This is a genomic window from Serpentinicella alkaliphila (assembly GCF_018141405.1).
GTDB lineage: Bacteria > Bacillota > Clostridia > Peptostreptococcales > Natronincolaceae > Serpentinicella > Serpentinicella alkaliphila.
In genome coordinates this window covers 1,452,589-1,476,643 of record NZ_CP058648.1, presented here as the reverse complement: position 1 = coordinate 1,476,643, position 24,055 = coordinate 1,452,589, and the positions used below count along the sequence as shown (strand labels likewise).

The following is a 24,055-nucleotide window of genomic DNA, read 5'->3' as shown; positions in this document are numbered from 1 at the left end:
CCTCTATTTGTCACTATTAGTTCTGTGTAGGACTAAAGTCACAATAGAAATATACCCGTGAAAAATTATACTCAAACAAATTAATTTTATTTCCAAAACTAAGTAAAAAAAGCCCTATTTTATAAGGCTTTCTTCAATCAATTTATTTTTTTCTTTTCTGTTCATCTGCTTAATTTCATATTCTCTTTTCATTGCATGTTTTTTTTCATTAAATACCTCATAATATACTAATTCTACAGGCAATCGGGCCCTAGTATATTTAGATGCAACACCATTGTTATGCATAACTACCCTTTTATCTAAGTCATTAGTCCATCCAGTATAATAAGTATTATCTCTACATTTTAAAATATATGTATAGTTCATAATATTAATTCAATGTCTACCATTTATTATAATGTACTCTATCTTCCATGTATCTATCTATTGGTTCCTTTTCTTCATCTGCATACCCAATGGAAACAACCGATAGAGGTAAAACCCCTTCAGGTAAGTTTAATAAACGCGATAAACCAATGATTCTATCCTCTCTAGGGTATATACCTAACCAAACCCCACCTAAACCTAGCTCAGTAATTGCAATTAAAAGATTTTCTGTTGCAGCGGAACAGTCCTGCACGCAATACTCTGGGTATTTTATATTCTCGGTGATTCCACAAATAGCTATAGCTAGAGGTGCTTCTTTTAACATTTGTGAGTATTGATGAAACTTTGGTATCTCATTTAATATATTCCTATCATTTATTACTACAAAATGCCATGGTTTTTGATTTCCAGCGGAAGGTGCGCTCATTGCCCCCTTAAGCAATAGCTTTACAGTTTCTTCATCAATAGGTTTATTTTTAAACTTCCTAATACTCCTTCTTTTGAATAAAATGCTCATTACAAATACCTCCTTTTACAATTTTATATAACTTAATTATATTATAACTAATAAAAGAGTCAAATTTTTGACTGTTTTATTAGTTATTCTGGCATATACATCCCATGACTGCTTATGTAATTAAAGATATCCTCACCATGCTTCTGTTCTTCTTTTTGTATATGGTTAAGAACTTGTCTTATATTTGTATTTGCAAATTCAAATAATGCTGTATCATATGCACCAGAAACATATTTTTCAGTCATAAGTAAATCATTACATAATATTTCATCACTAACATTTCTTAAGTTACTTGATAAATTATTTTGATTTGTGTTAGATTGCATATTCTGTTGTTGATTTTGACTTTGCATACCCTGTTGATTATTTTGATTCTGACTATTCTGTTGATTTTGTTGTTAAATTTTGCATACTAGGTATTTGACCATTTAAAATTTGATTTATTGTGTCTAAGTGCTCTTGCTCTTGTTGTGCATGACTTAAAAAGATTTGCTTAAGCTGAGGATCTTGCGCTTGATTTGCATAATTATTATATTTAATAATACACATCTCCTCGTGCTTTTTTTGATCCTTTAATAATAATGTTTCTTTTTTGGATAAACTAATATTTGCCATATGTACACCACCTAAGAATATTTTTGCTATGGAAATTTATTTTATACTGTTAAATAACATACTACAAATAAATTTTCTGAAGAAACTAAATACATAAAAAATTTTATTTGAAAGGATTAGTGTTATGCATATACCATCATATATAAATTTACTTAAAACCGGAGAACTTGAAAGGAGAGTTAAGATTTTAAACAATATGCTTAAAGACTGTATATTGTGCCCTCACAACTGTCACGTAAACCGTCTAAAAGATGAAAAAGGTTATTGTAGAGCTTTAAAAAACGCCTATACTTCAGGTGCCGAAAGGCATTTTGGAGAGGAACCAGAGTTGGTTGGAAAAAATGGATCTGGGACTATATTTTTTTCATACTGTAATTTAAGATGTGTCTTTTGCCAAAACTATGAAATTAGTCATTGCGGCATAGGTCAAGAAGCCACTCCATATGAACTGGCACTTAGTATGCTCCAACTACAAAAACAGGGTTGTCATAATATAAACCTAGTATCCCCTAATCATATAATTCCACAAATTGTTGAAGCAATTTTTATTGCTGCTCAAAATGGCTTATGTATTCCAATTATATACAACACAAATGGGTATGACTCAGTAGACTCAATTAAGCTTCTAAGCAATATTATTGATATCTATATGCCCGATATAAAATTTTCAAATAATAAATTAGGTGAAAAATATTTGAAAGTAAAGGAGTACTATACTATTACTAAAGAAGCGATTAAAGAAATGTATAGACAAGTAGGAAATCTAAAAACTTATAACAATATAGCCTACAGAGGGCTAATCATTAGGCATTTAGTTATGCCTAACCATATAGATAATACTAAAGAAATTATGCAGTTTGTAGCTCAAGAATTATCACCAGATGTTTATGTTAATCTTATGTCTCAATATTACCCAGTATATAGAGCAAAGGATTATCCTATGATTGACGAACGACTTACTCAGAGTCAGTTTAGACTTGCAAAGGAATCAGCTAAGGAAGTTGGTCTAATAAATTTACATTAACACATTTTTATTTTGAACAGGGACTATTTATATTTCATATCTCCTTTAATTTGTAATTAAATTTCTTTGTAGAGTACCAAAAATAATATAATATCACTTAACTATTTGAATTTATGTTTATAAAAGTTAATTATTAATTTTACATATTTAAATATAATAAGTGAAAAAAGAAACTGTTTTTTAAAGTTTTCTTTTTTATTTAACATTTAAGTTCTTCAAGTCTTTTTTGTAATTCATTTATTTGTTTGTTTATAGAGTTAATTTCTTTCATTTTTTCTTCCTTTACCTCTTTTATATAAATATCAGTGTCGCTAATAGCAGCAAGTAGGTCTTCTAATACGGCTATCCAACTTCCAAGTAGGCCAACTTTTTCTGGACTGGCAGTTTTAGAAATAAAACCCCTATTAAAAAAACAAAAAAGGCTATTTCTCGACTACTAGGTGTTTTGCACATATGAATTCCCCCTTTTAATACTATTTTATGATGAAAATAATATTTATGTAGTGATTATTTGTAAATATATATATTGTTTCCTTAAATTTACAAAATAGACATGGACGATTAAACGTATATAACATAGCATTTTTTATCAAACTATTATTAAATTTAATAAGCATAATAAAAAAATATATCAAGAGGTGATTCAATTGAGAAAAAGTAAACTATTGGTTCTATTACTTATCGCATTTTTAGTTACTTTCGCTGGAATAGGGTGTAGACCACAAGAAACTCCTCCACCAGCAGTAGAAACCCCTACTCCAGATGAAGAGGAAACACCAGATGAAGGGGAAACACCAGATGAAGGGGAAACACCAGATGAAGGAGCAGCTTTTGAAGACGGTACTTATACAGGTGAAAGTGAACCTGACCAAAGGGGTTGGAAAGCTGTAGTTGAAATTACAGTTGCAGATGGCCGTATTACAGAAGTTACTTATGATGAATTAAATGAAGAAGGTAATAGAAAATCTGAACAAGAAGAATACAATCAAAATTGGAAAGCTCAAGCTGGAATAAATTCTGAAGAAGCATTCCCTGGCTATCAAGATGCACTTATTGAAACACAAGACATCGATGAGGTTGATGTTATAACTGGTGCAACTTCAACATTTGGAAAATTTGTTAAAGCAGTTGAAGATGCCTTTGAAAGAGGTCCTGGAGAAGCTGGTACAAACTAAAAATAAGACTTAAGTAGAAATACAATGTGAAAGCCCCTAGTAGGGCTTTTACATTGATTTTTTTTATTTAGTAACATATACTACTTATAAATGTATCTATAAATATAAAGGGGTTATAATTATGTTCAATTTATATAATGTAAAATTAAGTACAATTCTTTCAATTGCTGAATTACATATCCCTAAGGGCAAAATAACATGCATTGTTGGTGAAAGCGGTAGTGGTAAGTCTACGCTTATAAAACTTTTAAATAAAATGCTTAGCCCTGATGAGGGGGAAATTCTATATAACAGTACATCCTTAAGGGATATTAACTCTATTCATTTACGTAGGGAAGTTGTAATGTTGTCCCAATCCCCTGCTATATTTCCAGGTACAATTAAGGATAATCTCTTGTCAGGATTAATTTTATCCGAAAAAAAAATAGTTGATGATTCAAAATTAGTGGATTTGCTAGGAATTATAAAATTAAATAAATCACTTATTGATAACGCACAAAACTTATCTGGTGGAGAAAAGCAAAGATTAGCTCTGGGGCGAGTTCTAATAATGGATCCTGAGGTATATTTATTAGATGAACCATCCTCAGCTTTAGACGAAGAAACTGAAGAAATAATTATAAAAAGACTTGTTGAACATACAAGAAACAATAACAAAACATTAATAATGGTTACCCACTCAAAAAGGGTTGCTGAGTTATTCTCAGATATTATTATTGAAATAAAAGATGGAAAAATTTTAAGTTGGAGGGAATTGTAAGTATGGATAATGTTATTGAATTACAAATGTTTCAGGTTTTATCTGCTTACATATTTATAGCACTACTTTTAGCAATAGTACGGGTTCGAGGAATTAAAAGAGAAAATGAAATTGTAATATCTACAGTTAGAATGACCCTTCAACTAATTCTAACAGGATACATTTTAGTCTATTTATTTGAAAACCCCCATTTTTTATTCACTTTATTCGTAATACTATTAATGGAGATTTTTTCAATTATAAATATTTTCAAACGAGTTAAAGCACCTTTATCAATAGAAATAAAAAAGGTTATTGCCCTTTCTATGATAATAGGTACCTTAAGCAGTTTATTTTATTTCATTCTAGTTGTAATACGAGTAACCCCATGGTACGAGCCAAGATATTTTATTCCTATAGCAGGTATGATAATTGGTAACTCTATGACAGGTATTGCCTTAGGGACAAATACTCTTATAGACAATATTATTAGTCAAAAAAATATTGTTGAAAATGCACTAATGCTTGGAGCAACGCCAAAGGCTGCAACAAAACAAATTGTAAATTCAGCCTTCGATGCAGCCATTTTACCAACTATAAATTCAATGGTAGGTATGGGAATAGTATTTCTACCAGGTATGATGACAGGTCAAATTTTATCTGGTGTATCTCCATTAACTGCTATAGAGTACCAAATAGCAATTATGCTAGGTATTCTAGGTAGTGTTGCCCTGTCAGTTATTTTATTCGTTCAATTAGGTTATAGAACTTTCTTCAATGATGACCAACAACTTATTATAAAGTAAAGACTTATTTAAACTCGTTTTAATCAACTAATGTCTATAAAATCAACTGAGTTGCCACACCAATCTATAAACTTAATAAAATCATTCTATTTCATAGTTATACTAACAGTATTTACATTTGGATGAAAAGTCATTTTGGGCGATGTAGTTAAGTCTTTATCAACCAATACTATAACCTCTTTTAATTTATCATTTACTAATCCTAGTGGCGAAACGGCTCCAGGCTGTACTAAATACTGCTTTAGCCTTTCTTCTGATGCAAAACTTAACCTTGTACTACCTATTGTTTTTGCAATTTCTTTTAAATTAATAATTTTATGACCCTTAACCAAAATTAGATAGTGTTTATCTCCTTTTGAATTTCTCAAAAATATATTTTTACAATGTATTTCTTCGAAACTCTCAATAATTGAATCTAATTCCTTCATTGTTGAAACAGGAGGATGACTATACCGTTCATAGTCAATTGATAACTTTTTTAGTATTCCATATATTTGCAACTCTTGTTCAAACATATTTTTTCTCCAATAATATTATTAATTTATTTATATTCAGTAAGTTAAACTATATAATCTACTACCGCTCTCTCTGAGACAATTGTCTTAGCTAACTCCACAACCTTCATATGTTGAGGGTGAATTTTATATGCCTCTAAACCTGATTTGTCCTCAAATTCCGAAAACAACACAATATCATAGGCTGAATCAGAATCATTTATATTTATTCCCACTTCTAAGGTTTTTATCTCCGTAATAATACCAACTAGGCCTTCTAATGCATCTTTCATTTTTATCGCACTCTCAAATTTCGAAAGCCCATGTACATTATCTTTTATTCTCCACATAATAATATGTTTTAACAAAATACTCACTCCATTCTTTCTTAAAGTGTCTACTTTTTTAAAATCTCGGTAGCTACTTTTTTTGTTTATTTCTACTTTTTCTTTGACAATAAGGTGGGTGTTTCATGAATTTCCTATGATGCTCGAGACATAATACACATTGGCCATGCCTTTCACACTCAGTTTTAAAACAGTTGCACTTTTCTTGTCCGTTTTGTAACAATGAATCCTCCTAAACTGATTACTACTTTCTAGTTTTCCCAGATATATGATCAATATCTATCTTAAAAACTGTTGTTTTATTGATATCGCTATTCATATACGCTGTTCCTTTTTCAATAAAATCTGGAGAGTACTTCTCTACTAAAGCTAATAACCCCTTACGCTTTTCATCATCTAAGGAAATTTGTGCTTTACCAAAAACAATAACGCTTTCAAAGTTTGTAGTAAATTTTTCTGGAATAACTCTCGTGTCACCAACTACACAGAAAGAGACTTTATTGTTGCCTTTAATATTGTCTAGTTTTTGCCCCTCATTGGCACAGTGAAAATATATGGCCCCATCTACATATGCATAGCTTAGTGGCACTCCATAAGCATATTGATCTTGTCCTATAATTGAAAGTACTCCATATTCCCCTTTAATTAATAACTCCATTGCCTCTGAATCAGTCATCTTTCTATCTTGTCTTCTCATTTCTCTAAACATAATAAACACTCCTTGAATTTAACTTTAATAAGATTATAGCATAGTAAAAAAAAAGACCCAATATTGGGTCGTAAAAAGAGAGATATTTCACTGATATGAAATTATATATAATTATGATTTATCATCAACTGATAAACCAATAATATAACTAAAAACCAAATCATAATTTAGGGGGTCATTTACTTTGATAGTTTTAAAATCTTTATTAAGCGTTTCAATTAGGTTTTTTACTATCTTTACTACTTCTAATTCGTCCTGTTCAATAGCTCTTACTAGTTTACTTTCATCGAACTTGAGTTCGTATCCTTCTAAATTAACTATTCCAATAGACTTAATTATTTCAGCTTGTGTTTCTAAAGTATTCCCAATTCTATTTAAGTGCTTGGTTCCGACAAATCTATCAAATGACTTCAAGGAGTTAATAGCTAAATTATATGACTTAACTAATTCTATTAAATTATTTAAAAGATTATCACCATAATCAAAATTTATAATTTTTCTTTCTAACTCTCTTTGGTTATAATAAAACTTCTTGTATTCTTCTTTAAAGTTTTTTAAACTTTCATAAAAAGCATCTGAATAGAAAAGGTAGTTTCCAGAGGAATAGGCTGTTTGATTACTTGTATTAGATACTTGTCCAACCCCTTCAACCATACTAGGCTTATTAACAGTTTTACTTCTATGGACATAGCTACTGTGAATACGACTACTTGTAACTGAAGAAATTTTCGAGGTTCTTGACATTCGAACCACCCCCATAACATATATACCCATATTATTCAAAACTATTCTGGTATATAAAAAAAACATGACTACATAAAGTTAATATAGTCATGAGTTAACATTTATTAAACATATTAAAAAGCTACGATTATACCACCATCATTAGCATAAGCCGTACTTAATCCTGCCATTTCTACAATAATTATCTTCTTAAAGTTATATCTTTGCTGTATATCTAATTTTAATGCTTCCGCTTTCTCTAAAGCATTACAATGAGAGATTGCTATTATTTTATCTTCTAACTTAGATCCTTGCTCTCCAATAATCTCAGCAAGTCTTTTAAATGCCTTTTTACTCCCACGGATTTTTTCAACTAACTTAATACTACCGTCGTCATCTGCACCCATAATAGGCTTAATATTTAAAGCCGTTGCAACCTGTCCAACGATTTTATTTATTCTTCCAGTTTTAATAAGATTATCTAAAGAGTCTAGAATGAAAAATGTCTTCATCTCTTTTATATAATTTTCAACTTTGTTAACAATTTCGAATTTATCATGATTTGCCTCAATTAACTCATGAATCTTTATACTTACTAATGTTTCAGCAACAGAAGCACTTAGAGAATCAAATACATGAATGAACTTATCACTTACATTTTCAAGCATCATTTCCTTTGCCATCATAGCACTATTATAAGTTCCGCTTAAAGCCGAGGATAATGTAACTACGAAAACATTATCTGCTTTTTCGTACTCATTCATAAAATCTGCAGGGGATGGACATGCTGTCTTAAAACCTAACTTACTATCTTTCATTGCCTGAATGAGTGTCTTTACATTAATATCCTGGTTATCAACAAATGTTTTGTTATCAACTTCAATTGTTAAAGGTACTAAACCAACATCCATTTTTTCTTTAAGTTCTTTCGTCAAATCACAACTACTATCAGCTACTATTTTAAAACTCATATTTTACACCTCTCATTTATCTTTATACTCTTGCAACCAAATATCTAAATATACCTAAAAAGTGTAATACACTTCCAGTTAATACGAATATATGCCAAATAGCATGGTTATAGGGTATTTTTTAATTGCGTAAAAAATAGTGCCTATTGTATATGCAACCCCACCTGCTAGAAGCCATAACAGAAATCCCATGGGCACCATTTGAGCCATTGGCTTAATAGCAATTACCACTAACCATCCCATAAGAATATAAAGTGATAGGGATACGAATTTATATTTCTCAAATTTGTTGTATGTAAAAACTTTAAAGAGTATTCCAATGATAGCTATACACCATATGGCAACAAGAATTCCCACTCTCCAATACCCTCTCATAGCAATTAAAGTTACAGGGGTATAAGTACCAGCAATAAAAAGAAATATTGATGAGTGGTCAAATACTCTGAATATACTTTTAACTTTTTCCTGCTGAAAACTATGATATAGAGTCGAAGAAACGTAAAGCAAAATGGAACAAACCCCATAAATGCTAAAACCTACAATAGAAATAGTACTCTTATTAAGAATTGAATATACAAGTAAAATAGTTAGAGCTACAATGCTAAATACAATACCTAGACCATGAGTAATACTATTAGCTATCTCTTCTTTAATTGAATACCGTTTTACATTATTTGTGGTCATGAAATCCCTCCATTCTTGTATTCCTATATTTTCTACTATATCCTAAAATCCAATAGTTTAAAAGCATTATTATTAACCTAACTAATAAACTTTGATACTCGCACATATCCATAATAAATTATGTATAATTAAGTACCTTAATCTACTAAAAAAGGACTTCAGTATCCTGAAATCCTACATTAATAGTAATACGCTAATACAACGAGAGCCAATACTAGCATTACACTTAATATAACAAAACTGACTTTCCTTTTAGGACTTACCAACCCTTCCAATCCATCTTCATTTAAATAGTATTTGCCTTCTCCTACTTGTATTAATATGCCGTTGGATACTAATTGACTAATAATTACTGTCTTTTTGCAACCAAGCTCCAGTGGGTTTATGGCATTTTCTGGGGTAGTGATATTAGCTTCTAAAAATCTGTTAATGTATTTTTTTATTGTTCTAGACATAACAATAACTGTACTCATCAAACACCCGTTACATAAAATCTACCAAAATCTAACATTAGAGATTTATTCCTTATTCAACGCACCTGTTTTGTCATAAGACTACTCCAGTTTGATATGTTGTCCAAAGGCTTAAATTCCTGCGTAACGAACAGTACATATCAGCATTATCTTGTTAGTGATATTATGCTGATTTCTCGTATCTTGAAAGATTTATTGAAGCATTTTTATCTCTAATCAATTTTATAGTTACATGATGATCAGATAAAAACTCTATCTTTAAGTTTTAAATCTTTCTTGATTTCGCCACAACATGAGCAAGTTCTGCTTGATGGATAAAACCTATCTGCTTTTACAAATTCAATACCATTAAATTTACTTTTATATTCTAAAAACTAATAAATTTATGGAAACATTGTTCCCCAATAGCCTTTGATAAGTGTTTATTTTTCATCATGCCTTTTACATTCAAATCCTCGACAACTATTCAGCTTGGCTTGGTTTTCACTATAGCATTAGTTGTTTGATGTATATGATTTAAACGTATATTTGAAAGTCTTCTTTGAATAAGTTTTAATTCTCTTTCTACTTTTTTAATATTATTAGTTTTAGTAAATTTATAACGGTTTTCACCTTCCCTTCCTATTTGAATTTTTCCATCTTCATATTTTCTTGAAACTTGTTTCTGCTTTCTTTTTAACTTCTTTTTTAGTCTTTTGACTTCTTTAGTTTTATTAATGTTTTTAAATGGCTTATCTATATTTGAAACTACCCCTAAATCTTTCAAACCTAAATCTACACCTATTGATATATTTGTATTTTCTGATATAGGTTCTTCTTTTTCCATGCTTACAGATATATACCAAAACTTCCCGTCAAAACTTATTCTTGGGTTAGTATATTTAATTTCCATAGGTATTTGCTCTATTGTTTTAATCCAACCTACTTTTTCAATTAGTACTAAATTTTCTTTAACTTTTAGTTTATCTGTATCGTTATAGAATGAAGGCTTTCTTTTTCTTCTACTCTTAAATTTGGGTTTATCAGCTAATCCTTTAAAGAAATTTTCATAAGCGTTACAACCATCTTTTACAGCCTGTTTGCTACATTATTAGATAATCCACTCAGCCAAATAAGTTCTGATTTCTTTAATATAGTTAATTCTTTTCTCAAATATCCATCTTTTATAAACTTACCACCATTTTTATAATTTTCTTCTTGTCTTGCAAGTGTCCAATTATAGATAAATCTTGCAGTTCCAACAGATTGCCATAAATTGTTCCTGCTTTTCATTTGGAATAATTCTAACTTTCTTCGCTAGTATCATTCTGGAGCAACTCCTTAATCATTTTCTTTGCCTTATTTGCTCTTTTCCCTTGCAATCTACAACTAAAAACCGTAACAATTTGAATTAAATCCTCAACCAATTCCTGTTCTTCTATTTTTTCTGTATTGTCTATAATTTCAATAGTAGTACCATACTTATTACATAGATTTTCTATGATTTCAAAACCAAATCTTAACAATCTATCTTTGTATAGAATTACTACCTTTTCAACTTCTGAATTAGTTATCATATCAATTAACTGATTTAATCCTTTTTTATTGTAGTTTATCCCACTTCCAATATCTGTAATAATGTCAAAAGAGTAACCTTTTGCAATCATATAAGTTTTGACATTCTCCACTTGACGCTCAAGGCCATCTTTTTCTTTATTACTTGATACTCTACAATAACCTATTATTTTTTTAGTTTTCTTAAAAAATGGCACTTGTAAAACTTGATTAATTTGTTGTTCAGAATAATAACGGTGTCCACCTTCTGTTATATGATGTGGTTTTAATTTCCCTTCTTTATCCCACAATCTTAAAGTTTGGATACTTTTCCCTACCAATTTTGAGAATTGACCAATTGTATAATACTTCATGTTATCACCTTGTATAATGAAAACATAGGGGAAGTCATTATACATTTTCCTTTCTAGATTATTTTCTATATAATCTTTATAGGCGCTGTGGATTAGTTTGTTCACCTACGGCAGCTGTCCCTATACAGCCGACTGTTTCTTTTGAGGCTATAACCACAGCTCTATGTTCATTTGTTAATTAGTTAGATAACGCTTTGACGTTTTATATATAGCAAGGATACATTTAACATAGGGTTTGTGGAAACATAGCGTACTATATTTAAGGAGTTGATTACTATGTTATTTGTGGGCATTGATGTTGCCAAAGCTAAACACGATTGCTGTATCTTAGACTCTGATGGTGTTATTCATACTAATTCTTTACGTATTTCTAATTCTAAGGAAGGTTTTGATACCCTATATTCTTCTATCCTTTCTGCTCTTGGCTCCAAGAGTATTAACAACGTAAAAATAGGACTTGAATCAACAGGTCATTACAGCACAAATATCACAAATTATCTGTATTCCAAAGGCTTTCAGGTCACCATCCTAAATCCATTGGCTACTAATCTTTTCCGTAAGGCTCAAACCCTTAGGAAAACTAAAACAGATAAGACCGACGCTAAGGTCATTGCAACTATGCTCTTTACTGATGAATCTAAATCCTATTCACCAGTATCATATCAGATTCAGGAGCTAAAGTCACTAACAAGACACCGTCATAGAATGGTTAGTTACCGTTCTAGACTTAAACTTTCAGTTAGTCGCTTAATAGATATCATTTTTCCTGAATTGCCAAGCTTATTTTGGTCTATACACCAAAGTTCCTATGCATTATTAATTGAATTACCAACCCCGATAGTATTTACAACTGCAATCTGACAAAGTTGACAAACCTAATAAGAACAGCCTCTAAAGGTAAATATAGCAAAGAGAAAGCAATTGCTTTAAAAGAGCTTGCTATCAAATCTATTGGGTCAAGCAATCGCTCTACAGCCTTCGAATTACAACAAACTATTCGCCTCATACAATCTGTACAAACAGAAATAGATGCATTAGATAATCAAATTAAATTAGTCGTACAAGAACTCAATACCCCACTCATTACTATTCCTGGCATTGGATATACTCTAGCTGCCATTATATTAGCTGAAATTGGTCATATTGATCGTTTCTCCAACCCAGCTAAACTTCTTGCATTTGCAGGTATGGATCCTTCTACTTACCAATCTGGGACTTACAATGCATCTAAAACTCCAATGGTTAAGAGAGGCTCTACATACCTTAGGTGGGCTATTATGCAAGCATCTAGACTTGTTGCTATGCGCGATAAAGTCTTTAGTGATTATATGGTCAAAAAGCGTTCTGAAGGCAAACACTTCAATGTTGCCAGATGCCATGTCGGTAAAAAGTTAATTAGGGTAATTTACTACCTCCTAAAAAACAATACTGCATTTGTTCCACAAGTCTAATTTAATCTATTTTTTTCAGAGCAACTGAGTTGCTCTGTTTGTCATGCATTTTTTTGTAATAGATGTCTTTAAAATTATTTTCTTCATGACTTCTTTAAATACGAAATTTTTCTTGACTTCATATAGTTAGTCTCTTTACACGTATTATGATAACATATAACTATTAATGTTTAAATATATTTTTGTATGTTTTGGTAGGTATTTAAAAACTGCGTCTACCCTCCCTATTGACATTAAGTCCTATAATTATTATATTTCCATTTGATTTAAGATGTCTCTTAATATTCTTAATTCATCCTTGCTTAAAGTAACACCCTTACCCATTTTTTCGTGGTCAGGTGCCCAATCCCTAATATCATACTTGGGCTCTCTTCCATTCCAACTTATAAGATTTACTTCTTTTGTCCATTGCTTTGAAGATTCCGAAAGAAAACCAAAGTTTTTTATAATATCATATTTTATTTCAGCCATAAGCTAAGCCTCCTTATCATAGGTTAGTAATATCTCCTCAATAGCATCATCATATTTATAATTATTCGTTAAATATTTATGATGATTTTCTAAAAGGCTTTCGATTTCCTCTGCTGGAATAGGCCTACTAAAGTAGTACCCTTGACCCTCATTGCAGCCATGTTCGTTTAAGAATATTAGTTGTTCACTAGTTTCAATGCCCTCAGCCACTACATTAATATTAAGCTCTTTTGCTAGCTGTATCACAGTCTTAGCTATAATTTCATCATGATTTTTCAAATCATTTTTTATGTTTTTTATAAAGCCCCTATCCATTTTTAAAATATCAATAGGTAGCCTCTTTAAGTACGTTAAGGAGGAATATCCAGTCCCAAAGTCATCTAATGCTATTTTTATACCCAGGTCCCTTAGCTGATTAACTATTTCTATTACAAAGTTTAAATCTGACATAAAAGCAGTCTCGGTTATCTCTATTTGTATTTCATTATATTTTATATCCATGGAACTTATTAAAAATCTAAGTTTATCTACTAAATTTACTGCAGCAAAACATTTTCCTGAAAAATTTACGGACATCTTAATTGGAAAATACCCTTTTTTATCCCACTCCTTTTTTTGTGTAAGGGCTGTCTTCACTACCCATTCTGTAATTTGCTGGATTTGTCCGCTGTTTTCTGCTATAGGTATAAACTCCATTGGAGAAACAAATCCCTTCTCCGGATGATTCCACCTAATAAGGGCTTCTACCGCTGTTATTTTACCAGTCCTTAACTCTATTTGTGGCTGATAATATAACTGAAACTCCTCTTTATCGATCCCATGTCGTATTTGATTTACCATTTGAATATAAGCAATTATCTTATTTTGTAACTCTGTACTATAGAAACAGTATTTATCCTTACCCATGTCTTTTGCACAGTACATTGCTGTATCTGCATTTTTCAGCAGTGTCATAAAGTCCGAACCATGTTCCGGATATATAACAATACCTATGCTAAAAGAAATAAAAAATTCTTGGTTTTTGTTAACCCATGGTTTTCTTAATTTCACAAGTAATTCTTCTAATTTGTCAGCTAATATTTCCTTTGTTTCAAAATTATTAAAAATTATTGCAAATTCATCTCCACCAAGTCTAAATATTGAATCATTTTCATGAACATTTAATTTTAATACCTCACATACATGTTTGAGTAACTTATCCCCGTAAGCATGTCCCAATGTGTCATTTATATGTTTGAAATTATCTATATCCATATAAATTATAGCGAAGTTCTCATTTTTTTCTTTGCAGGTAGTTAGCTTCACTACTTTCTCTTCAAAACTAACTCTATTTGGAATACCTGTTAAACTATCTATATATGCCAAATACTGAAGACTTTTTTCCATTTCTTTTCTTTCTGTTATATCTGTCCCCACCGAAATCATCTCTATTTTTTCGTTATTATCTTCATATAGAATACTACTATTCCAAAGGATATCTACAAATTTACCATCTTTACTTAATAATTTAGTTTCTAAGTTTCTTGTAGATTCTCCAGTTTTTATTTTTTGATACAACTCCTCTAAATCCTCTTTCTGTAGATTAACTGTGAACAGATCAAGGTCTAAAATATTTTTACCTAAAACCTCGGCCTCCATATAACCTAATACTTTTTCAGCGAAAGAATTAAATCTTAATATTCTGCCATCTCTATCCCATATAGCAATAAGTACTGAAACACTCCCTATAACACTTTCAGAAAGAATTACTTCTCTTTTAAGATTATCTCTTAATTTTAATTGCTTCGTAATATCAGTATGAGACCCACCCATTCTTTTAATATTTCCATACTCGTCTCTTAGTGCCTTTCCTCTGCTAAGTATCCATCTATATTCCCCACATTTTGCACGTAGCCTATAGGTACTTTCATATATTCCATCTTTTGACTCAAAATAATCCTTAAGCTTACTCATAGCTAAATTCTTATCATCCGGATGAATTAAATTCACCCAAGCCTCAAAACTATCATCTATCTCTCCGTCGTTATAGCCTAAAATGTCCTTTGTTTTTATAGAAAAATAGTATTTCTCACTATCGCTTTCCCACTCCCAAATTCCTTCCTTTGAACCTTCCACTACTAATTTATACCTAAGATTACTTTCTATCAATTCATTTCTGCTCTTTTCTACTTCATCGAAATTTTTTCTTAATTCTTCTTCTGTAGAAATTAGTTTTTCATATGTAGTACTTAATTCACTATAGGAGTAGTTAATGCTATTCATAGCATTTTTAAGTAATCTCATACGATTATGGATTAATAGATACACCATTGTCATCGTCAAAATTACAAATAACCAACCCTTATATGTTTGTATATTCATAAACATAATCGGATCCTGAACAAAATTGTATAATATCCTGTCCGAAAGTAGTATCCATAAAAAACCTAAAAAACCATATACAAGTGTAATTTTTAAGGCTTCCTTAGTTGGGTTAATTACTCTGTCATTAAGCCTTTCATTACTATTCTGTTTAAATATCCCAATTATTTGATTTAATAAGTTCATCTAATCGCCATCCCTATTTGGTATAAAAATAAAGTATGATGTAACTTGTACTATTATTATATAATCAAATTGTACTAATCGTCACCATCATTATATTGTATATAAATCAAAAAAGAAAGAAATCTACGATATTATGTCATAGATTTCTTAAAACTAGTTATACTCTTTTAATTTTTTGCACTCCATCTGCAGCTCTTTCATAATTAAACTTAGGATTAAGAGATTGAACAAAATATTTAATCCATACATCCCTTAAATCATAAAAGTTTTTCACATCTCCACCCACTTTTTCCCAGTAGGGTTTATGCAGACACATTGTTGTAACCCATATAAATTCATGGTCATTATTGTCAAGAATATCAGATACTCTGTCACATGGCATTCCTTCTAATAATACATCACTTAAAAAATTATACATAGTTTCAGGTGTATCTGGTGAATGTCCATTATATTTTTTTGCTGCTACTATTCCCTGCTCTTTAAAAACTTCCATCAGTTCTTCTTTAAAACTTTTATCCCTATTTAAAATATTCGTAATTAATGCCGCCTGTCTCAATTCTGCATTATTGATTTTATTTTGTAGCCAGCCATGAATATTAGAAGTATCAATTATATCCTCTAAGGGACGATTATCAAGTGGTGCACCAAATTCCGCATAAGTACTTCTTATTAAATCTTCTAAATTAAGTCCTTTTTCACTTGCCCATTTTATAATCTCTTTTTCAATTAGCTCATAACTTACTATTTTATTATATAACCAATAATGTATTTTGCCTAAAAATAAACTCATATTTCACCCTCCTAGAAAAACCTTTTTTATAATTATAAAATTAGTTTTACCTGGAGGCGGTGATTTATATCACGTTTTAATAATTTTCTGCTATACTTAATGAGTAAATTTCATTATACTTAAACTATTTTTTTATCATAATCATTACTTTTCTCTAAATTATCTATTGCCTGTAGTACTTTATCTATGCCATTTATTGCTTCTCTTAATTTCTGTTTATCTGGAACCTGAATTCCATGAACAATTCTATTTCTCATTTTATATGCTTCAAGCACTTGTTGACCTATACCTTCACCTAATAAATCCTGTAGCTTACTCGATACTTTCCTAATATCAAAACTTTCTTCTTTTGTATTATTTCTTATATATCCCTCTAATGCAACCCACTTTAATAGAAAAATATTAATTTGGTTTTCATTATCTCTATATTTCTTCTCAAAATCTATACTATATGAACCAATTAACGGCTCTCTTATAGGTGATATTATATCAAAATATATACAATAAGCTTTTTCGTTTTCAGCAAGAATCTTTTCAATAATTCTATAGCTAATGGCATGACAACTAGTATCATTTTCTATAGAAGTCAAATAATTTAGTACAGCCTTAGGGTGATGTTTGTTTATGCTTTTTAGTAAACTAAATAAAATATCTACTCTACCTAATGTAGGTTGACTAATATTTACTTTAGTTTCATGTGGTATATTTTTATAAATAAAGGAAGCCAATTCATAATGATTTAAAAATTCTCTATTATTATCTTCAATTCTTTTTTCCATTGCTATTTTAAGTTGTTCTAGAATAACCTCTCCTGTATGTACTAGACCATTTAATTGAGATAAAAGTGCATATTCTAAATCTGATATACCACCGTCAGGTTCTTTATATGCAAGATCATGCTCTACTTCTGCCCAAGCATGCATTAACATTGAGGCTACTTGAATTTCGATTACTTCGCCATCATAATCAACATCTGAAAATTTTTTTGATTTCAATCTAACTTTATAGTGCCAGGCCCTATACCCAGAAAATCTTGAATCATATTGTAATGTATTATTTTCAAATCGTGCAGGTTCCTCTACGATTTCAAATAATGAATACATTATCTTCTCTACTTCAACACTATCAGGCGGGAAATATAATGCAATCCTTATTCCTACTTTATCTCTTATATCATTGTGAATATCATCAATATTTTTAAAACCTACTATCTTGTTTCTATAAAGAATTTTATCTCTCAAACTACTAACGGGCTTTACACGACTACTAACAATACAACGAATACCGTTTTCATCCATCTGTCTTTGACATAGTTGGTAGACATAGCCTTCTAATTTTTTATAATAATCAATTCTCCTAATGTAATTTTCTACATATGTATTCATAAATGTTGTTATATCCATGATCAAAGCGCCCCTTTGTAATTAATTAAAATAATTAACCTTACAAGGAAAGTATATCATAAAATGGCTTGTTTATTTAATACATAATCTGAAAATGCTCTTTATCTCTAATAAAGGATATTAAAGAAGACCTACAACTACATCTTCATGAACAGGTTTCTCAGATACATGGCAGAGATACTTCACTTGTTTTCTTTGATGTGACTAATTATTACTTTGAATCAGACTTAGAAAATGATCTTAAACAAGTTGGTGTTTCTAAAGAAAAAAGAACAACTCCAATTGTACAAATGAGCCTTGCAATTGACAGGGCAGGCCTTCCTGTTGGCTATGACCTTTTTTCTGGTAATAATCATGATAGTACTATGCTAATCCCCGCCTTAGAAAATATGAAAAATAGATATAATCTGGGTAGAATAATTCTAACAGCAGATAAAGCTCTCAATAGTGGTAAAAACCTAGCCTTTCTTGTTGAAAATAATGATGGTTATATAGTTTCACAAAAGGTAAGAGGTGCATCTAAGACCTTTATAAAAGAAATTCTTAAAGAGGAAGGCTATGTTTATAACTCTACTAAAACCTTCAAAATTAAATCTTTCTTTAGAGAAAGAAAAACTAAAAACGAAAAAGGTGAAGAAATTATACTCAAAGAAAAAATTGTATCTTGCTGGTCTGCTGATTATGAGGCTAGAGAAAAACACAAGAGAGAAAAACTATAAGAAAAATTTAAAGAGTATCTTGAAAATCCTTCAAAATACAAAACTTCCAATCGCTATGATGTAAAGAAGTATTTAAAAGAGATAGAAGTAGATACCGTAACAGGTGAGGTAGAAGATAAAAAAATACTATTAGAGTTTGAAGCCCATAAATATGAAAGAGATGTAGCTTTAGATGGGTATTATGCTCTTGTTACCAGCGAAATTGAGATGTCTGATGGGGAAATAATTCAACGGTATAGAGGTCTTTGGAAAATAGAAGAATCCTTTAAAGTTTTAAAGTCAGATCTAGAAGGTCGTCCTGTCTATGTGAGTATAGGATAGAAGGACATTTTCTTATTTGTTTTGTTGCATTATTACTCGCTAGAATTCTAGAAAAGAAACTTAAAAATCAGTATTCTATTAAAAGAATACAAGAATCCCTTAGAAATGCAATCTGTAGAATTATCACTAATGTAATATACTCACTTAATAAGCAAAATGAAGTTTACAAGGAGATTGAAAAAACATTTGGGGTTTCACTTAATTTTAAAAATATAAGAGTCGAGCAAATGCGCTCCTACAAAAAAGAGATAGTTCACAACATAAAAAAATAAAAACAAATCAGCTACAACCGTTCAATTTAAAGGTATATAGCTGATTTTTTATTTTGCAACCTATAAACTCAGGTTATATGTTCACCAGTTAGCATGGTCCAGCTTTGCTGGACGCACTGAATAAAAAAGCATAGACAAAATATTACCATTTTCTATGCTTTTTCTCATAATTAATTTTTACTTGTACTAAACTCAGTTAATGTTAACTCTAGGTTTTGATTGACATATTTGATCATTTTTTTATCACTACCAGTACTATACCAAGAATATATATTTGGCACTCTTCCTATTCCCCTGTATTTCCATACTACTTTATAGCATTCTACTTCTCCATAAGGAACTTTAATTTTTTCAATACCTTCAACACTTATTTTATAAGGGGAAACCTGAGCTGTAGCAATAACAGCAATGTTTAAACTCGTACTATATCCTTTTGTTAAAGGTAGATTCCGCGCAAGCATAAGACTATATTCATTATCGATAGAGTTTTCTGGTAGCTCGACAGATTGAGATTCATATTTTTCTCCAATAATTCTATCTACTGATAAATTTCCATGTTCATAAACTCCGTATATTTCTGCACTTCTAGTTATATTACCACCTCTAATTGTCTGCTTGTAATAGGAGTTTTTGGGTTCCATAAATCTATTTACTACTGCACCTTGAATTCCCACCCCATCTTTTGAAGTAATAGTTGATTCAACTTTGTAAACTAATGTATCATCATCTATGTTTTGTTCAATCAACACTTCGTATCCAGCTGTCTTTACTCCATCAACAAATAAATCGTATGTAGCCTTTTCGTAATCATCCCAAACTATATTAACTTTACTAAAGTCTTCAAAAACCTGTGCTTTTGGGCTACAACCAAAACATATGACCAAGCTTAAAATTATCAGAATACTAATCTTTTTCAAAAAAATACCCTCCTTAAGGTTTAACACTAGTTGTTTTAATGGTATTATTATTTGTATTTATTCCCTTATCATACACTTTTATTAGTTTTTAACATATTGATTATGGGGTAAATTTATAGCTACTCAGCGAAAAAGAAGAGCATTTGCCCTTCCCTTATACATTTTATACATTTTATACATTTTATACATTTTATATCTTTAAAATAAACAACTGATTGTCTTTATTTAATACTGCAAAGTGCTTACTTTTAGTATCTAAATGAATTGATGTTACATCCCAAGGAAATGTTATTACTATTGAAGTATTCTTTATATTATCAGATTCAAACATAATTAGGTCTCTATTACTCAATAAATAGCCTCTATCATTATAGTAAGCTATGAACATGTCTTTACTATTTAAAATCTTTGGGTTACTATATTCTACTCTATAGTCGTCTTCTAGGGAAACTATTTCAACGACATCACGTCTACCTAATGTACTTCCATAAATAAACTCATTAAATAAAAAGTCCTTATAATTATAGGGCATATTATCAATTACTTGCTTCTCACCATTTGATAATTTATAGACAAGAATACTATGATAGGTCATGGCATTTAATGCTCCATCCGGTGCCCTATTTATATCGCCGAGAGCTATTCCCGCTTTCAAACTATCCTCACTAAAACTAATATCCTCGAAAACGTTTACTAAACCAGATTCATGCGTAAACACAGATTCTTCTCTTCTCTCTTTCATGTTATAAATAGCAAATTCATTACCAATATAAGACTGCCAGTGACTAGAATAAATCTTTGCTCTACTTGGATCACTAGGCATTTTAACAAATGCAATATTTTCGTCGTTAGGAGCCCATTTAATACTTGCTGCATTAATAGATCCAAATAATTTACCATCGGCATTATATATCTCATTATTATTGAAAATAAAATAATCCCCTAGATTACTCCATACTGAAGTATATCCAAAAGTAATGTATGCTTCCGTTGAAATATTTTCTTTTATTAACATTGGACTTTTTTCACCTACTGTATACAAATACATAGTAGCATTTCCTTCTGTCCCCTTTGTATAAATTGCTTTATTTAATGTTGGGGAAACTAGTAAATTAGGTCCATACTCCGTAGAAATATTATCATCTATTTTTTGGTCATTTCCGTTTTTCCTAAAAAATAATTGCCCTTGACCATCTACTAATAAAGCCTGCCCTTCTCCCAGGGGAATAAAGGAATCGAATTCTTCAATAGAAGCATGCTCCTTTACTAACTCCTTTGTTTTTAAGTCCACGTAATAGAAATTAAAGGATTTATCATGAATTCCTGTAAAATAAAATCTATTATTTTCTGCTTTGAAGCCTGTAATTCTTTCAATATTATTAACTTCCTCTACTTCAACCAATTTGTTATTTTCTCTATTAATTCTTTCCATGGGTCTACAGCCCATTTGTATAAGTAATACTAAAAGGATTAAAAATAGTACAGCCCATTTTCTCATAAACATAACTCCTTTCTATGAAGTCATATTAGTATTTCCCAAATATTAGGCCACTACTCTTCCTATTGGCATTATACAAACTAAGTATTATAATAAATATGTTAATTTAATTACTCCTTTCGAAAGAGGTACTCTATGAAAAATGAAAATGAACAGAATTTATTTGACCTTATACCAAAACCTAAAAATGTTAAAGATAAAAAACTCCCAGAAGGTATAGTTCTTAAGTCAAAATATTTATGGTGTCCATATTGTTCTATGCCTGTTATTTTTCAAAAAGATAAAAAGCTAGGAGTAAAAAAATGTCCTAGCTGTAGTATTACAGAACGTGATTTTTGGGTAAAGAAAGTAAATAGAATTTAGCTAACTTCTGGATTCCCTTGTTCCTTCTTAATTACAATTAATAATAGTGCCATTACTAGCAAAGATGCCCCAGTTCCTTGTAATGTAGTAAAACGCTCTCCGATAACAGCTAATGACAAAGTAGTTGCTGTTAATGGCTCACATAATGATGCAATAGATGCCTTTGTTGCGGAGGCCTTTTTAAGTCCCGTATTAAATAAAATGTATGCTAATGCTGTAGGTCCCAGACCTAAATACAGTAGGATTAACCACCCGGAAACTGATAGATTATTTGGGATTCTAATAAATGGGATCATGACTATCGAAGCTAGACTAAAAGCAGTAGCAACAACAGAAACAGGAGTATAAAACTGGACTAGCTTTTTACCACAAATGGTAATCAAAGCGTAGGAAAATCCTGCTCCAAGAGCAAGCATATAACCAAACATTTGTGATTCTCCAGCTCCTCCATTATAACTACTTGTACCCATTATTAATATTGTTCCTATCGTACTAAAGCTTAATGATATAGCTACTCTTCGCGTTATATCCTCTGCTAGAAAAAACTTTGATAAGATTGCAACAAAAACCGGAGACGTACATAGTGCAATTAGTGTCGCTATTGAAACCATAGAAATTCTCAAAGCATTAAAAAAGGTAATTTGAAACATTGCAATACTTACACCATAAATAACAAAGAATATTAAATGCTTCTTTCCAAAGCTTATCTTTTCCTGCATCTGTACTCTTGATGTAAACATAAGAATTGGAGTTGCAATTAAAAGCCTCATAGCTCCTATAGTTAAGGGGGGGATATCATATGTAGTTATTAAATGTTTAGCTGCAATGCCTGAAGTGCCCCAAAAAATAGAAGCTACTACAATTAACAATAGGCTCATATTAACTTGTATATTTAACTTTATATTTGAATCTATACTTTCTTTAATATTACTACTAACATCCATTTTTATCACTCATTTCATTTATGTCTTACTTTTATTGTAATAAAAATGAAGTTAATATTCTTTACCGTATTATAGATAAATTTATCCTACCTTCGCATTTTGCGAAAATAACCTGGGCTTAGTGCCTCTTTCTTTTGAAATAGCCTACTTAGTGAGGATTGATGAGAATAACCAACAATTTGCGATATCTCTAACAAAGAAAGTTCTGTTTCCTGTAATAATATCTTTGCCTTCTCCAATCTCAGGTTTTGAATATATTCATTAGGTGTCATTCCAGTTTGATTAAAAAACCATTGACAGTAATAGGACACATTAAAATGTTCCATAGCCGCTAAGTTTTCAACTGTGAGTTGTTGACTGTAATTATCATTTATATATTGTATAGATGTTGGAATATTATTTTGAAATAAAACACTAGTCATATATTTAATTAAATTTACTAGAGATCCGCCATATGCCTTATAATTTATTTCTTCTAATATTAAATATCTTATGGCCTTCCACCTATCATCTAATATTTGGTACAGCTCTTTTCCATATTTATTAATTCCTAAGCCATTAAAAACTTCTAAGGGTATGTCAATCACTAGAAACTCGTTTATATTATTAGAATAGAAAGTATGTACACAGTCCGGTGGTATATAAAATAAATGTCTATCATCCACTTCATAATCAAATGAGCTTGTTTTAATATTCATACTACCCTGTAATGGTAATATAAGTTGTCCATAAGCATGGGAATGGGTTTGATATTTACTAGTATATACCCGTCGCTGACACTCTATTTTTTTTAAGAAATTCATCCCCAT

General features: G+C 30.5%; 30 protein-coding genes and 1 pseudogene. 8 read left to right on the top strand and 23 right to left on the bottom strand.

What is annotated here, in order from left to right; translation table 11 throughout:
* Positions 1-114: 114 nt before the first annotated feature.
* The 4 genes from HZR23_RS07530 to HZR23_RS17755 form a co-directional block, all read right to left on the bottom strand.
* Positions 115-366, bottom strand: a complete 252-nt coding sequence (locus HZR23_RS07530; RefSeq protein ID WP_132849400.1) for a GIY-YIG nuclease family protein — start codon at positions 364-366, stop codon at positions 115-117.
* A 16-nt stretch (positions 367-382) separates the two neighbouring features.
* The gene (locus HZR23_RS07525) at positions 383-883 is read right to left on the bottom strand and encodes a nitroreductase family protein (protein WP_132849399.1); all 501 of its coding nucleotides are present in this window, start codon (positions 881-883) and stop codon (positions 383-385) included.
* An 83-nt stretch (positions 884-966) separates the two neighbouring features.
* On the bottom strand, positions 967-1,236 hold the full coding sequence (locus HZR23_RS17760; RefSeq protein ID WP_165913756.1) for a spore coat protein: 270 nt from the start codon (positions 1,234-1,236) through the stop codon (positions 967-969).
* Positions 1,237-1,261: 25 nt separating this feature from the next.
* Positions 1,262-1,498 carry a ferritin-like domain-containing protein gene (locus tag HZR23_RS17755; RefSeq protein ID WP_165913755.1) on the bottom strand — a complete coding sequence of 79 codons (237 nt, stop codon included), beginning with the start codon at positions 1,496-1,498 and terminating at the stop codon, positions 1,262-1,264.
* A 124-nt stretch (positions 1,499-1,622) separates the two neighbouring features.
* On the opposite strand from HZR23_RS17755, the gene HZR23_RS07510 reads away from it, so the two are divergent.
* The 4 genes from HZR23_RS07510 to HZR23_RS07495 all read left to right on the top strand — a co-directional run bounded on the left by HZR23_RS07510 (position 1,623) and on the right by HZR23_RS07495 (position 5,242).
* Positions 1,623-2,522 (top strand): radical SAM protein, encoded by a 900-nt coding sequence (locus tag HZR23_RS07510; protein ID WP_132849398.1) that lies wholly within the window; start codon positions 1,623-1,625, stop codon positions 2,520-2,522.
* Positions 2,523-3,169: 647 nt separating this feature from the next.
* Complete coding sequence (locus HZR23_RS07505; RefSeq protein WP_165913754.1) at positions 3,170-3,697, top strand: FMN-binding protein; 528 nt, start codon at positions 3,170-3,172, stop codon at positions 3,695-3,697.
* A gap of 121 nt (positions 3,698-3,818) precedes the next feature.
* Positions 3,819-4,457 carry an ABC transporter ATP-binding protein gene (locus HZR23_RS07500; protein WP_132849396.1) on the top strand — a complete coding sequence of 213 codons (639 nt, stop codon included), beginning with the start codon at positions 3,819-3,821 and terminating at the stop codon, positions 4,455-4,457.
* Between the two features lie 2 nt (positions 4,458-4,459).
* Complete coding sequence (locus HZR23_RS07495) at positions 4,460-5,242, top strand: ABC transporter permease (protein WP_132849395.1); 783 nt, start codon at positions 4,460-4,462, stop codon at positions 5,240-5,242.
* 86 nt (positions 5,243-5,328) lie between these two features.
* On the opposite strand, the gene HZR23_RS07490 is transcribed toward HZR23_RS07495, so the two are convergent.
* From HZR23_RS07490 to HZR23_RS07450, 11 genes and pseudogenes are all read right to left on the bottom strand, one after another.
* Positions 5,329-5,757, bottom strand: coding sequence for a prolyl-tRNA synthetase associated domain-containing protein (locus HZR23_RS07490; RefSeq protein WP_243098268.1), 429 nt, complete (start codon positions 5,755-5,757; stop codon positions 5,329-5,331).
* A 44-nt stretch (positions 5,758-5,801) separates the two neighbouring features.
* Positions 5,802-6,104 (bottom strand): Dabb family protein, encoded by a 303-nt coding sequence (locus tag HZR23_RS07485; RefSeq protein ID WP_132849394.1) that lies wholly within the window; start codon positions 6,102-6,104, stop codon positions 5,802-5,804.
* 223 nt (positions 6,105-6,327) lie between these two features.
* Positions 6,328-6,792 carry a pyridoxamine 5'-phosphate oxidase family protein gene (locus HZR23_RS07480; protein ID WP_132849393.1) on the bottom strand — a complete coding sequence of 155 codons (465 nt, stop codon included), beginning with the start codon at positions 6,790-6,792 and terminating at the stop codon, positions 6,328-6,330.
* Positions 6,793-6,903: 111 nt separating this feature from the next.
* Complete coding sequence (locus HZR23_RS07475) at positions 6,904-7,536, bottom strand: hypothetical protein (protein ID WP_132849392.1); 633 nt, start codon at positions 7,534-7,536, stop codon at positions 6,904-6,906.
* A gap of 113 nt (positions 7,537-7,649) precedes the next feature.
* Complete coding sequence (locus HZR23_RS07470; RefSeq protein WP_132849391.1) at positions 7,650-8,486, bottom strand: DegV family protein; 837 nt, start codon at positions 8,484-8,486, stop codon at positions 7,650-7,652.
* 78 nt (positions 8,487-8,564) lie between these two features.
* Positions 8,565-9,170: a PAQR family membrane homeostasis protein TrhA gene (trhA, locus tag HZR23_RS07465; protein ID WP_243098267.1), complete on the bottom strand. Its 606-nt coding sequence runs from the start codon at positions 9,168-9,170 to the stop codon at positions 8,565-8,567.
* 179 nt (positions 9,171-9,349) lie between these two features.
* On the bottom strand, positions 9,350-9,643 hold the full coding sequence (locus HZR23_RS07460) for a hypothetical protein (protein ID WP_132849390.1): 294 nt from the start codon (positions 9,641-9,643) through the stop codon (positions 9,350-9,352).
* A gap of 239 nt (positions 9,644-9,882) precedes the next feature.
* Complete coding sequence (locus HZR23_RS17905; RefSeq protein WP_334295601.1) at positions 9,883-9,987, bottom strand: zinc ribbon domain-containing protein; 105 nt, start codon at positions 9,985-9,987, stop codon at positions 9,883-9,885.
* 122 nt (positions 9,988-10,109) lie between these two features.
* A pseudogene (locus HZR23_RS17750) lies at positions 10,110-10,664 on the bottom strand (transposase); the annotation flags it as partial.
* Between the two features lie 47 nt (positions 10,665-10,711).
* Positions 10,712-10,915 carry a helix-turn-helix domain-containing protein gene (locus HZR23_RS17745; RefSeq protein ID WP_330571483.1) on the bottom strand — a complete coding sequence of 68 codons (204 nt, stop codon included), beginning with the start codon at positions 10,913-10,915 and terminating at the stop codon, positions 10,712-10,714.
* Positions 10,916-10,926: 11 nt separating this feature from the next.
* Complete coding sequence (locus tag HZR23_RS07450) at positions 10,927-11,550, bottom strand: IS607 family transposase (protein ID WP_132849389.1); 624 nt, start codon at positions 11,548-11,550, stop codon at positions 10,927-10,929.
* Positions 11,551-11,826: 276 nt separating this feature from the next.
* Here HZR23_RS07450 and HZR23_RS17555 point away from each other — a divergent pair, with 276 nt between their 5' ends.
* The gene (locus HZR23_RS17555) at positions 11,827-12,411 is read left to right on the top strand and encodes an IS110 family transposase (protein WP_283669806.1); all 585 of its coding nucleotides are present in this window, start codon (positions 11,827-11,829) and stop codon (positions 12,409-12,411) included.
* Between the two features lie 5 nt (positions 12,412-12,416).
* A complete protein-coding gene (locus HZR23_RS17550; protein WP_283669805.1) occupies positions 12,417-13,001 on the top strand; it encodes a transposase in 585 nt (194 codons plus the stop codon).
* A 249-nt stretch (positions 13,002-13,250) separates the two neighbouring features.
* Here HZR23_RS17550 and HZR23_RS07440 read toward each other — a convergent pair whose 3' ends face one another.
* The 4 genes from HZR23_RS07440 to HZR23_RS07425 all read right to left on the bottom strand — a co-directional run bounded on the left by HZR23_RS07440 (position 13,251) and on the right by HZR23_RS07425 (position 18,212).
* The gene (locus HZR23_RS07440) at positions 13,251-13,472 is read right to left on the bottom strand and encodes a YdbC family protein (RefSeq protein ID WP_132849472.1); all 222 of its coding nucleotides are present in this window, start codon (positions 13,470-13,472) and stop codon (positions 13,251-13,253) included.
* A gap of 3 nt (positions 13,473-13,475) precedes the next feature.
* Positions 13,476-16,019, bottom strand: coding sequence for a bifunctional diguanylate cyclase/phosphodiesterase (locus tag HZR23_RS07435; RefSeq protein ID WP_132849473.1), 2,544 nt, complete (start codon positions 16,017-16,019; stop codon positions 13,476-13,478).
* Between the two features lie 157 nt (positions 16,020-16,176).
* Positions 16,177-16,809, bottom strand: coding sequence for a hypothetical protein (locus HZR23_RS07430; protein ID WP_132849474.1), 633 nt, complete (start codon positions 16,807-16,809; stop codon positions 16,177-16,179).
* 119 nt (positions 16,810-16,928) lie between these two features.
* On the bottom strand, positions 16,929-18,212 hold the full coding sequence (locus HZR23_RS07425; RefSeq protein ID WP_132849475.1) for a RelA/SpoT domain-containing protein: 1,284 nt from the start codon (positions 18,210-18,212) through the stop codon (positions 16,929-16,931).
* 110 nt (positions 18,213-18,322) lie between these two features.
* Between HZR23_RS07425 and HZR23_RS07420 the strand changes: the two genes are divergently transcribed.
* The gene (locus HZR23_RS07420) at positions 18,323-18,931 is read left to right on the top strand and encodes an IS1634 family transposase (protein WP_132849476.1); all 609 of its coding nucleotides are present in this window, start codon (positions 18,323-18,325) and stop codon (positions 18,929-18,931) included.
* Between the two features lie 763 nt (positions 18,932-19,694).
* Here the strand turns inward: HZR23_RS07420 and HZR23_RS07410 are convergent.
* Together HZR23_RS07410 and HZR23_RS07405 are read right to left on the bottom strand one after the other, a co-directional pair.
* A complete protein-coding gene (locus tag HZR23_RS07410) occupies positions 19,695-20,441 on the bottom strand; it encodes a DUF3108 domain-containing protein (RefSeq protein ID WP_165913762.1) in 747 nt (248 codons plus the stop codon).
* A 190-nt stretch (positions 20,442-20,631) separates the two neighbouring features.
* Entirely contained in the window at positions 20,632-21,939 is a 1,308-nt protein-coding gene (locus tag HZR23_RS07405) for a hypothetical protein (protein WP_132849478.1), read from the bottom strand.
* Positions 21,940-22,074: 135 nt separating this feature from the next.
* On the opposite strand from HZR23_RS07405, the gene HZR23_RS07400 reads away from it, so the two are divergent.
* Complete coding sequence (locus tag HZR23_RS07400) at positions 22,075-22,302, top strand: hypothetical protein (protein WP_132849479.1); 228 nt, start codon at positions 22,075-22,077, stop codon at positions 22,300-22,302.
* On the opposite strand, the gene HZR23_RS07395 is transcribed toward HZR23_RS07400, so the two are convergent.
* The gene (locus tag HZR23_RS07395) at positions 22,299-23,246 is read right to left on the bottom strand and encodes a DMT family transporter (protein ID WP_132849480.1); all 948 of its coding nucleotides are present in this window, start codon (positions 23,244-23,246) and stop codon (positions 22,299-22,301) included. The genes HZR23_RS07400 and HZR23_RS07395 overlap by 4 nt on opposite strands.
* A gap of 86 nt (positions 23,247-23,332) precedes the next feature.
* On the bottom strand, positions 23,333-24,049 hold the full coding sequence (locus tag HZR23_RS07390) for an AraC family transcriptional regulator (RefSeq protein ID WP_132849481.1): 717 nt from the start codon (positions 24,047-24,049) through the stop codon (positions 23,333-23,335).
* Positions 24,050-24,055: the final 6 nt, after the last annotated feature.